We start from the raw sequence: 10159 nt of genomic DNA, 5'->3' as shown, positions 1-10159 counted from the left end.
CAGCCCGGCCGCCATGTTGGCCGCGGGCACCTCGCCCCTCGCGATGAGGTCGGGTACCGACTTGAGGGGGACCCATTCCCGGCGCGAGGACTCGACATCGGCTTCGGCCCCGCCCTGTTCGCCGGGGGCCGCTTCGGCCTGGCGAGCGAGCGTCCCGACGCGCTGGTGGACCTGGAGGCGTTTCCCGGCGACAACCTCGACCCGGCCCGCTCCGGGGGAGACCTCTGCGTCCAGGCATGCGCCGACGACCCCCAGGTCGCGGTGCACGCGATCCGCCAGCTCGCCCGCATCGGCTTCGGGAAGGTCGCCGTCCGCTGGTCTCAACTGGGCTTCGGCAAGACCTCCTCCACCACCCCGGACGCACAGACCCCCCGCAACATGATGGGCTTCAAGGACGGCACACGGAACGTCGCGGGCACCGACACGGCCGCCCTGGACCAGCACGTGTGGGTCGGCCCCACCGACGGCACCGCCTGGATGACGGGTGGTTCGTACCTGGTCGCCCGCCGCATCCGGATGCACATCGAGACCTGGGACCGCGCCTCGCTCCAGGAACAGGAAGACGTCTTCGGACGCGACAAGGGCGAGGGAGCCCCGGCCGGCAAGTCGGCGGAGCGCGACGAGCCGTTCCTGAAGGCGATGAAGCCGGACGCCCACGTCCGCCTGGCGCACCCGGACAGCAACGGCGGGGCGAGAATCCTGCGCCGCGGCTACTCCTTCACCGACGGCACGGACGGGCTGGGCCGTCTCGACGCGGGCCTGTTCTTCCTGGCCTACCAGCGTGACGTCCGCAGGGGCTTCATCCCCGTCCAGCGAGGGCTGGCCCGGCACGACGCGCTCAACGAATACATCCAGCACGTGGGTTCGGCCGTCTTCGCCGTCCCGCCGGGCGTCCGCGACAAGGACGACTGGTGGGGCCGGACGCTGCTCTCCTGACCTGCTTTATTGACCAACCGGAAGGAAACGACGCCGTGTTCGGCAACTATCTGATCGGCCTGCGCGAGGGCCTGGAAGCCGGCCTGGTCGTCTGCATCCTGGTCGCCTATCTGGTCAAGTCCGGGAACAAGGAGCGCCTCGGTCCGCTGTGGCTGGGCGTCGGCCTGGCGGTCGCCCTGTCCCTCGGCTTCGGGGCAGCCCTCCAGTACGGCTCCTCCACCCTGACCTTCCAGGCCCAGGAGCTGCTCGGCGGCGGTCTGTCGATCATTTCGGTCGGGCTGGTGACGTGGATGGTCTTCTGGATGAAGCGCACCTCGCGGCATCTCAGGACCGAACTGCACGGACGGCTCGACGCCGCCCTCGCCGTGGGGACGGGCGCCCTGGTCCTCACCGCGTTCCTGGCGGTCGGCCGGGAGGGACTGGAGACCTCGCTGTTCATCTGGACGGCCGTCCAGGCCACCGGCGACGGCGTCCGCCCTCTCGTCGGGGCCGTGCTCGGGCTGCTCACCGCCGTCGTGCTGGGCTGGCTCTTCTACCGGGGCGCCCTGCGGATCAATCTGTCGAAGTTCTTCACCTGGACCGGCGCCATGCTGGTCGTGGTCGCCGCCGGTGTCCTCGCCTACGGTTTCCACGACCTCCAGGAAGCCGACTTCCTGCCGGGACTGCACACCCTGGCCTTCGACATCAGCTCCACGGTGCCCGCCGACAGCTGGTACGGCACCCTGCTCAAGGGAGTGTTCAACTTCCAGCCCGACCCGACGGCCCTCCAGACCGCCGCGTGGGCCCTCTACGTCGTCCCGGTCATGGCACTCTTCCTCCTGCCGCCGCGTCGCACGGCGGTCGCTCCGGTGGAGAACGACACCGCTCAGCCTGCCTGATACGGGGTGAGGGGGCCGGGTCCGAAGCCGGTCCGGGGGCCGTGCGCGTCCGGCCCTGTCGCGCGCGGGTCCGCCCCGGCGGGAGCGGGTATCAGCGCCCCTGTCCCCGCAGCAGCGCGTCCAGACGCGGGTAGACCCGGCGGGCGTTGCCCGAGAAGACCGCCGCCCGCTCTCCCTCGGACAGGTCGGCCGCGTCCAAATAGCGCTTGGTGTCGTCGAAGTGGTGACCCGTCTCGGGATCGATCCCCCGTACCGCGCCGACCATTTCCGAGCCGAACAGGATGTTCGCCGGATCGACGACCTTCAGCAGCAGGTCGATGCCGGGCTGGTGGTACACGCAGGAGTCGAAGAAGACGTTGCGCATCAGATGGGTGTCGAGGGGCGGACGGCCCAGCATGTCCGCCAAGCCCCGGTAGCGGCCCCAGTGGTACGGCACCGCGCCGCCGCCGTGCGGGATGACGAGCCTCAGGTCGGGGAAGTCGGCGAAGAGGTCGCCCTGGAGCAGTTGCATGAACGCCGTGGTGTCGGCCGCCAGATAGTGGGCGCCCGTGGCGTGGAACGCGGGGTTGCAGCTGGCGGAGACGTGCACCATGCCCGGTACGTCCAGCTCGCACATGGCCTCGTAGAGGGGGTACCAGTACCGGTCGGTCAGCGGCGGCGCGGTCCAGTGGCCGCCGCTGGGGTCGGGGTTGAGGTTGAGGCCGACGAACCCCATTCCCACGCAGCGGCGCAGCTCGTCGACCGCGTCCGCGAGCGGGGCTCCGGCAGTCTGCGGGAGCTGGCACACCCCGACGAAGGTGTCGGGGAAGAGGCCCGCGACCCGGGCCACCAGGTCGTTGCAGGCGCGTGCCCAGGCGGCGGAGGCGGCGGCGTCGCCCTCGTGGTGGGCCATGGCCGAGGCGCGCGGCGAGAAGAGGGTGAGGTCGGCGCCGCGCTCGGTGAGCATGCGCAGCTGGTTGTGCTCGATGGACTCACGTATCTCGTCGTCCGCCACGCGCGGGTACGCGGCGGCCTTTCGGCCCTCCAGGAGGGCGGCGAGCTGGTCGCGCCGCCAGTCCCCGTGGGACGCCGGGGCGGTGGTGTAGTGCCCATGGCAATCGATGATCATCCGCGAACCGTCCTTGCTGTGAGTGCTGGGGGCGAGCGCACGCGCATCGTACGACAAAATTGTGCGCAATTTGAGATGGCGATAGTGTTGCCCATCCAGCCTCTGGAGGTATTCATGAGTTTTGCCCCCGAACGTTCCCGCGGCGCGAGACCCGCCAAGGAGGCGGCCGACCGCATCCGGGCGGGCATCCTCGCCGGAGATTTCGCCCCGGGTCAGCGGCTGATCGAGGCCGAGTTGTGCGAGCAGTACGGATGCAACCGGGGGGCCGCGCGAGCGGCGCTCGTGGATCTGGAGCACGAGGGCCTGGTGGAGCGCATCGCCAACCGGGGGGCCAGGGTGCGGGCGGTCGGCGTGGAGGAGGCCGTGGCCATCACCGAGGTGCGGATGGTCCTGGAGGGCCTGTGCGCGGCGAAGGCGGCCGAACGGGTGACCGAGGTGCAAGTGGCGGAGCTGCGGGACATCGGCCGGCGCATGCGGGACGCGGTGTCGCACGGCGAGGTCATGGTGTATTCGGGGCTCAACTCCCTGCTCCACGACCGCTTGCGGGAAATCGGCCGACAGCCGGTCGCGTCGGACCTGCTGGCCAATCTGCTGGCCCGCAACGTGCGCCGGCAGTTCCAGCTGGCACTGCGGCCCGGCCGGCCCCAGGTGTCGCTGCCGCAGCACCTCGCGATCATCGAGGCCATCTGCGCACGGGACCCCGCCGCGGCGGACCGCGCGGCCCGCGAACACGTCGCCGACGTGATCGTCGCGATGCGGGAGATCGACGGATGATTTAGTCCGCAACATTGCCTTCACAATTGTCAACAATCTCTGTACCGTCTCCTCCACGCGGCCGACGGTGGCCCGTCCCTCGCCCCATGGGCGAGGGTCTGAGCTCTGCGAGGAGTCCCGATGCAGCGAAACCTCCGCGGCCGCACGAAGCCCGGACGAGGTGTGTGCGCCCTCGTCGTCCTGACCATGAGCCTCGGCCTGGCGGCGTGCGGCAGTGACGAGGACAAGGCGACGGAGGCCGGCGGTACGACTACCGTCAAGGTCGGCGTCATCCCCATCGTCGACGTCGCCCCCATCTACCTCGGCATCAAGCAGGGCTTCTTCAAGGAAGAGGGCCTGGAACTGAAGCTGGAGACCGCGCAGGGCGGCGCCGCGATCGTGCCCGGCGTGATGAGCGACCAGTACCAGTTCGGCTTCAGCAACACCGTCTCCCTGCTGCTCGGCGGCTCCAAGGGGCTGGCCCTGCAAGGCGTCGCCGCGGGCGTGTCCTCGACGGGCGAGAAGGGCAAGGACTTCGGCGGCGTCGTCGTCAAGAGCGACAGCGCCATCAAGTCCGCGGCCGACCTGGCGGGCAAGAAGATCGCCGTCAACACCCTGCAGAACATCAACACCATCACCGTCAACGAGGCGGTCCGCGCCGCCGGCGGCGACCCGTCCGGCATCGAGTACGTCGAGCTCGCCTTCCCCGACATAGCCCCCGCGGTGGCCAAGGGTGACGTGGACGCCGGGCAGCTGGTGGAACCGTTCCTGACCATCGCTCAGGGCCAGGGTGACCGGCAGGTCACCTCCAACTACGCCGAGACCGACCCGGACCTGCTGGTCGGCATGTACTTCACCTCCGACAAGTACGCCAAGCAGAACCCGAAGGTCGTCACGGCCTTCGGCGCGGCGATGAAGAAGTCCATGGGGTACGCGACGGAACACCCGGACGACGTCCGCGCGATCCTCACCGAGTACACCGACATCGCCGCCGACGTGCAGAAGAACGCCGTTCTGCCCAGCTGGCCCACCGAGATCAAGACCGAGTCCCTCCAGAAACTCGCCGATCTGATGGCCGAGGACGGTCTCGCCGACTCCGCCCCCGACGTCAAGAGCCTGCTCCCGTGACCGACGTGAAGAGGGGTGGGGCAGCGATGCCCCGCCCCGGGCGCGACACCGTCCTCGGAGTGGTGGGTCTGCTGGCCGTCGTCGCCCTGGTGGAGATCCTGCCGCGCGGCGGCATCGTCAACGACGACTTCCTCCCGCCCGCCGACGCCATCGGCGACGAGCTGGTCGGCCTCCTCGGCCGGGAGTCGTTCTGGACCGCCCTCGGCCAGACCCTGCGCGGCTGGGCCATCGGCCTGGCCGTCTCGATGGCGGCCGGCATCGTGGTCGGGATGCTCGTCGGCAGCAGCCGCGCCTTGCGCGAACTGACCGCCTCCACCGTCGAGTTCCTGCGCCCCATCCCCTCGGTCGCCCTGATACCGCTGGTGGTCCTGATCTACGGCAGCCGACCGCAGTCCGCGCTGGTGCTCGTGGTGTACGCGGCCTTCTGGCAGGTACTGGTGCAGGTGCTGTACGGCGTGGCCGACGTCGACCCGGTGGTCCGCGACACCGCCCGCTCCTACCGCTTCTCCCGCTGGACGGTGTTCCGCACGGTGGTGTGGCCGACCGCGTTGCCGTACGTCGTCACCGCCTTCCGGCTCGCCGCCGCCGTCGCCCTCATCCTGGAGATCACCGCCGAACTCATCATCGGGGTCCCCGGACTCGGGCAGCGCATCGGCGTGGCCCAGTCCTCCGGCGCCGTGGCCACCACGTACGCCCTGGTGGTCGTGGTCGGACTGATCGGCGTGCTGGTCAACGTCCTCGCGCGCGCAGCCGAACGCCGCGTCCTGCGCTGGCACCCCTCGGTAAGGAGGGAACTGACGTGACATCACGTGCCGTGTTCCGGCAATTGGTACTGGTCCTGGCGCTGCCGGCCGTCCTGGTGGCCGTCTGGTGGTTCGCCTCGGCGGACTCCACCAGCTTCTTCTGGCCGCCGCTGGCCGACATCGTCGAGGCCTTCCCGAAGACCTGGAACGGCGACCGGTTCACCCACGACGTGCTGCCGAGCATGTCCCGGCTGGCGCTGGGCTACGCCATCGCCCTGGTGGCGGGCGTCGCCCTGGGCGTCGCGATCGGGCTGTCACGCACCGTCCGGGCACTGCTGGAGCCCACCCTGGAGTTCTTCCGCGCGGTGCCGCCCCCCGTACTGGTGCCGGTCATCGCCCTGTTCGCCGGCTACACCGGCTGGACGTCCAAGATCGTCACCATCGCGCTGGGCTGCCTCTGGCCGATCCTGCTGAACACCGTCGAGGGCGTCCGCGGCCTGGACGAGGTGCTGCTGGACACCGCCCGCTGCTACCGGATGCGCACGAGCACCCGGCTGCGGCAGGTGGTCCTGCGCGGCGCCAGTCCGCAGATCGCGGCCGGCGCCCGGCAGGCGCTGTCCATCGGCGTGATCCTGATGGTGATCAGCGAACTCTTCGGCGCCAACCGGGGGCTGGGCGCGTCCATCGTCCAGTTCCAACGGGGTTTCGCCATCCCCCAGATGTGGACCGGGATCATCCTGCTCGGCCTCATCGGATTCCTGCTCTCGGTGCTGTTCCGCGCCGTGGAGCACAAAATGCTGGCCTGGTACCGGGGCCTGCGGCAAGCGGATCGAGGAGCCTGAGCCATGTCCGTACCCAAGACGTCCAAGAAGGCGGGCGGGCCGGCCGGTCCCCCCGGGCCCGGAGTGGCGGCGTCGACCGAGGCCACCCACGCCCTCGACGTGCGCGGCCTGCGCAAGATCTACGGCGGGGCCGGCGGTGTCGAGGCCGTACGCGACCTGACGTTCCGCGTCCGCAGCGGCGAACTGGTCTGCATCGTCGGCCCGTCCGGCGCGGGCAAGACGACCCTGCTGCGCTGCATCGCCGGCCTGATGGACCTGACGGAGGGCGAAGTGCTGCTGGACGGCACCGTGGTCTCCGGCCCTCCCGAGGGCATGGCCGTGGTGTTCCAGGAGTACGGCCGCAGCCTTTTCCCCTGGTTGACGGTACGTCAGAACGTCGAACTGCCGCTGAAGGAGAAGGGCCTCGGCCGTGCCGAGCGGGCCCTCAAGGTCGACGAGGCGCTGGCCGCCGTGGGCCTGACGGACAGCGCCGGTTCCCACCCGTGGCAGCTCTCCGGCGGTATGCAGCAGCGGGTCGCCATCGCCCGCGCCGTGGCGTACGAGCCGTCGGTGCTGCTGATGGACGAGCCGTTCGCCGCCGTCGACGCGCAGACCCGCGCCGACCTGGAGGACCTGGTGCGCTCGCTGTGGGATCGGCTCGGCGTGACGGTGCTCTTCGTGACGCACGACATCGACGAGGCGGTCTACCTGGGCCAGCGCGTGCTGGTGCTCTCCAACCGCCCCACGGTGGTGCTGGAGGACGTCACCGTCGATCTCCCCTCCACCCGTGACCAGTTGGAGACCCGTTCCACCGCGCGCTTCGCGGAGCTGCGCCACCACGTGTACGAACTGATCCAGCGTGCCAAGGCCGGGCACCGGCCGGATGCGGACACCGAGACCGACGAGGTGCAGAAGCCGTGAACGACCACCGACTCGTCATCACCGACGTCCCGCGCCCCGACCCCCGGCTGGTCGACCGGCTGCGCGCGTACGGTGTGGCCACCGTCCACGAGGCGCTCGGCCGGACCCACAGCCTCGGCCCCGACCTCCGCCCGATCCAGCAAGGCCTGACCATCGCCGGCCCCGCGGTCACCGCGCTCTGCTGGCCCGGCGACAACCTGATGATCCACGCCGCGGTCGAGCAGTGCGGCGAGGGCGACGTCCTGGTGGTCGCCGCCGCCGCGCCCAGCACCCACGGCATGTTCGGCGAGCTCTTCGCCACCGCCCTGGCCAGGCGCGGCGTCACCGGCCTGGTCATCGACGCCGGAGTGCGCGACACCAGGGAACTGCGGGAGATGGGCTTCGGCGTGTGGTCGCGCCACGTCTCGGCACAGGGCACGGTCAAGGCCACCGCGGGCAGCGTCAACGTGCCGGTCGTCGTGGCCGGTCAGCTGATCGCGCCCGGCGACATCGTGATCGCCGACGACGACGGCGTGATGTGCGTACCCCGCGCCCGGGCCGAGGAGGCGGTGGCCGCCTCACAGGCCCGCGTCGAGAAGGAGGCGGAGAGCCGCGCGGCCTTCGAGCGCGGCGAGCTGGGGCTCGACCGCTACGGGCTGCGGAAGGTGCTGGAGAACCAGGGCGTGCGCTACCGGTCCTGGCGGGAACAGCACCCCGACGCCGACCCCGGGCCCGGTTTCGACGGGGACGGCCGGTGACCGCCTCGGACGGGGTCCGCTGCGCCCTGATGCGTGGCGGGACGTCCAAGGGCGCCGTCTTCCTCGCCCGGGACCTGCCGTCCGATCCCGCGGAACGGGACGAGCTGCTGCTGCGCATCATGGGCAGCCCGGACCTGCGCCAGATCGACGGACTGGGCGGCGCCCACCCGTTGACCAGCAAGGTGGCCGTGGTCTCGGCGAGTACGGAATCCGGCGCGGACGTCGACTACCTGTTCCTGCAGGTGGTCGTGGACCGGCCGGTGGTGACCGACTCCCAGACCTGCGGCAACATGCTGGCGGCCGTCGGGCCGTTCGCCGTCGAACGCGGTCTGGTACGGGCAGGCCAGGACCACACCGACGTCCGGGTACGGCTGGTCAACACCGGCTCGTCCGCGGTGCTGCGCGTGCACACGCCCGGTGGTCGGGTCTCCTACCGCGGCGACACCGCGATCACCGGTGTACCGGGCACCGCCGCACCGGTGGTGATCGTCGCCGAGCCCTCCGGCGCACCCCTGCTGCCCACCGGGCGTAGCCGCGACGAGTTCGCCGGGTACACCGTCACCTGCGTCGACAACGGCATGCCCTCCGTTCTCGTACGCGCCGCCGACCTGGGCCTGACCGGCAACGAGACCCCGGCCGAGCTGGAGGCCGACGAGTCGCTGCGGCATCGGGTGCGCGCGATTCGGGCCGCGGGCGCCGAGGCCCTGGGCATCGACCCCGACCCCGACGCCACCACGGTGCCGAAGATCGTCCTGGTGGCACCGCCCGCCCGGGGCGGGGCCGTCACGACCCGTAGCTTCATCCCCGAACGGGTCCACCAGGCGATCGGGGTGCTCGGCGCGGCCTCCGTGGCCGCCGCCGTCCGGCTGCCGGACAGCGTGGCGGCGCAGGTCGCCGAAGTGCCGCCGCCCGGCGAGCCGGTACGGATCGAGCACCCCACCGGATTCCTCGACGTGGGTGTCGCTCCGGGGCCGGACGCCGAGCACCCGGTGGGCGCCACGTCCGTGATCCGTACCGCCCGAATGATCTTCGACGGGACCGTCCACCCCGGTCCCGTCCGCACCCGACAGCACCCCGGCCGCACCCGGCCGGCCCCCACGGAGGTACCCGCATGAACAGCGCACGAGGCGACATCGCCCACCTCGGACACGTCGAACTGCTCACCCCCGAACTCGACGGCACCGTATGGTTCTGCACCGAGATCCTCGGGCTGACGGAGACCCGCCGCGTCGGCGACTCGGTGCACCTGAGGGCCTTCGACGACTACGAGCAGACCAGCCTGGTCGTCACCGCGCACTCCACCTCCGGGGTACGCCGCACGGCGCTGCGGGCGTCGAGCCCCGAGGCGCTCGAGCGCCGGGCCGCCGCGATCCGCGAGGCCGGCCGCGACGGCGAGTGGGTGGACGGCGAGGCCGGCACCGGTCGCACGTTCCGCACCAGCGACCCGGACGGGCACGTACTCGACCTCTACTACGAGACCGAGTGGTACGAGGCCCCGCCGGAACTCCGTCCCGCTCTGAAGAACCAGCCGCAGGCCAAGCCCAACCGCGGTGTGGGCGTCCGCCGTCTCGACCACATCAACTTCCTGGGGGCCGACGTCCTGGCCAACGCGGAGTTCACCGAGCACGTTCTCGGAGCCCGGCCGACCGAGCAGATACAGCTGGACTCCGGCCGGGTGGCCGCCCGCTGGCTGACCTTCAACAACAAGTCGTACGACGTGGTGTACACGGAGGACTGGACCGGATCCGAGGGGCGTCTGCACCACATCGCCTTCGCCACCGACACCCGCGAGGACATCCTGCGCGCCGCCGACCTGGCCATCGACAACGGCGTGCACATCGAGACCGGCCCGCACAAGCACGCCATCCAGCAGACGTTCTTCCTCTACCTGTGGGAGCCCGGAGGCAACCGGATCGAGCTGTGCAATCCGCTCACCCGACTCGTCCTCGCCCCCGACTGGCCCCTGATCACCTGGACGGAACAGGAGCGCAAGCGGGGACAGGCGTGGGGCCTGAAGACCATCGACACCTTCCACACCCACGGCACCCCGCCGATCGCCTGACCGGAGGGGCGGGCCGCGACCGCCCCCTCGCGACGTGGAACCCGCGGCCTCCGGCCCGCCCGGCCCCGGGCA

Annotated in this window: 11 protein-coding genes; 10 read left to right on the top strand and 1 reads right to left on the bottom strand. The window is 71.0% G+C overall.

The window, feature by feature from the left end:
* Window positions 1-936 (top strand): Dyp-type peroxidase (locus tag ACWD3D_RS07905; RefSeq protein WP_451460043.1); only part of this gene is annotated, 936 nt, incomplete at its 5' end.
* 35 nt (window positions 937-971) lie between these two features.
* The gene (efeU, locus tag ACWD3D_RS07900; protein ID WP_451460042.1) at window positions 972-1814 is read left to right on the top strand and encodes an iron uptake transporter permease EfeU; all 843 of its coding nucleotides are present in this window, start codon (window positions 972-974) and stop codon (window positions 1812-1814) included.
* Between the two features lie 91 nt (window positions 1815-1905).
* Here the strand turns inward: efeU and ACWD3D_RS07895 are convergent, their stop codons facing one another.
* Entirely contained in the window at window positions 1906-2922 is a 1017-nt protein-coding gene (locus ACWD3D_RS07895) for an amidohydrolase family protein (RefSeq protein ID WP_451460041.1), read from the bottom strand.
* 114 nt (window positions 2923-3036) lie between these two features.
* Here ACWD3D_RS07895 and ACWD3D_RS07890 point away from each other — a divergent pair, with 114 nt between their 5' ends.
* From ACWD3D_RS07890 to ACWD3D_RS07855, 8 genes are all read left to right on the top strand, one after another.
* Complete coding sequence (locus ACWD3D_RS07890) at window positions 3037-3696, top strand: GntR family transcriptional regulator (protein WP_451460040.1); 660 nt, start codon at window positions 3037-3039, stop codon at window positions 3694-3696.
* Window positions 3697-3816: 120 nt separating this feature from the next.
* Window positions 3817-4803, top strand: a complete 987-nt coding sequence (locus tag ACWD3D_RS07885; RefSeq protein WP_451460039.1) for an ABC transporter substrate-binding protein — start codon at window positions 3817-3819, stop codon at window positions 4801-4803.
* A 26-nt stretch (window positions 4804-4829) separates the two neighbouring features.
* A complete protein-coding gene (locus ACWD3D_RS07880) occupies window positions 4830-5606 on the top strand; it encodes an ABC transporter permease (protein ID WP_451460045.1) in 777 nt (258 codons plus the stop codon).
* Window positions 5603-6388 (top strand): ABC transporter permease, encoded by a 786-nt coding sequence (locus tag ACWD3D_RS07875; protein ID WP_451460038.1) that lies wholly within the window; start codon window positions 5603-5605, stop codon window positions 6386-6388. Before ACWD3D_RS07880 ends, ACWD3D_RS07875 begins: the two co-directional genes overlap by 4 nt.
* A 3-nt stretch (window positions 6389-6391) precedes the next feature.
* Window positions 6392-7288: an ABC transporter ATP-binding protein gene (locus tag ACWD3D_RS07870; protein ID WP_451460037.1), complete on the top strand. Its 897-nt coding sequence runs from the start codon at window positions 6392-6394 to the stop codon at window positions 7286-7288.
* On the top strand, window positions 7285-8025 hold the full coding sequence (locus tag ACWD3D_RS07865; protein ID WP_451460036.1) for a 4-carboxy-4-hydroxy-2-oxoadipate aldolase/oxaloacetate decarboxylase: 741 nt from the start codon (window positions 7285-7287) through the stop codon (window positions 8023-8025). Before ACWD3D_RS07870 ends, ACWD3D_RS07865 begins: the two co-directional genes overlap by 4 nt.
* Window positions 8022-9140 carry a 4-oxalomesaconate tautomerase gene (locus tag ACWD3D_RS07860; RefSeq protein ID WP_451460035.1) on the top strand — a complete coding sequence of 373 codons (1119 nt, stop codon included), beginning with the start codon at window positions 8022-8024 and terminating at the stop codon, window positions 9138-9140. The genes ACWD3D_RS07865 and ACWD3D_RS07860 overlap by 4 nt, the downstream gene beginning before the upstream one ends.
* Window positions 9137-10087 carry a VOC family protein gene (locus tag ACWD3D_RS07855; RefSeq protein WP_451460034.1) on the top strand — a complete coding sequence of 317 codons (951 nt, stop codon included), beginning with the start codon at window positions 9137-9139 and terminating at the stop codon, window positions 10085-10087. Before ACWD3D_RS07860 ends, ACWD3D_RS07855 begins: the two co-directional genes overlap by 4 nt.
* Window positions 10088-10159: the final 72 nt, after the last annotated feature.

Source organism: Streptomyces sp. NPDC002690, assembly GCF_053592415.1.
The sequence above is the reverse complement of the archived record's forward strand: the minus strand, read 5'-3'. Positions and strand labels throughout refer to the sequence as shown.